Here is a 529-nt window from a genome sequence, read left to right on the forward strand (position 1 = left end):
AAGAAAAAAGGAGGGTTATGAAATGGACTTCAAGGAGTTGTATGACAAAGTGAGAGGGATCGTACTGAAGTGTCGCCGGGAATATTATGTCCACCTGTGGGAGTTAAGTGATTGGGACCAAGAAGGGATGCTGGTCTTATATGAGTTGGTGAGTCGCTATCCGCAACTGGTAGAGTCAGAAAGTCGTCTCTATGTTTACTATAAGACCAAGTTCCGTAATCACATCAAGGACATCCTGCGCAAACAAGAAAGCCAAAAGCGCAAACTAGACCGTCAAGTTTATGAGGAAGTGAGCGAGATAGGTCACAAGCTCAGCCTGAAAGAACTCTATTTGGATGAATTGGTGATTCTCCGAGACCAACTAAAGAGCTATCAAAAACAACTAAGTCCAGAGAAACAAGAACAGTATGAGCGCTTACTAGCAGATGAACGGTTTCAAGGACGCCAAGCGATGCTTCGGGAGTTACGGACCTACTTACAAGATTACGATGAAAGAAAAAGCTAGAGGAAAATAAAAAAAGATGAAAAA

At 42.5% G+C, this 529-nt stretch carries 1 protein-coding gene; it reads left to right on the forward strand.

Annotated features, from left to right (window positions below):
- Positions 1-22 precede the first annotated feature (22 nt).
- On the forward strand, positions 23-505 hold the full coding sequence (locus HMPREF2963_RS00655; protein ID WP_006267672.1) for a sigma-70 RNA polymerase sigma factor region 4 domain-containing protein: 483 nt from the start codon (positions 23-25) through the stop codon (positions 503-505).
- The last annotated feature ends 24 nt before the right edge of the window (positions 506-529 follow it).

Origin of the sequence: Streptococcus sp. HMSC067A03 (genome assembly GCF_001814295.1) — a bacterium.
Lineage (GTDB): Bacteria > Bacillota > Bacilli > Lactobacillales > Streptococcaceae > Streptococcus > Streptococcus constellatus.

Coding starts and splice junctions, on each gene's coding strand:
- HMPREF2963_RS00655 (WP_006267672.1), top strand. CDS start 23: ATGGACTTCAAGGAGTTGTATGACAAAGTGAGAGGGATCGTACTGAAG.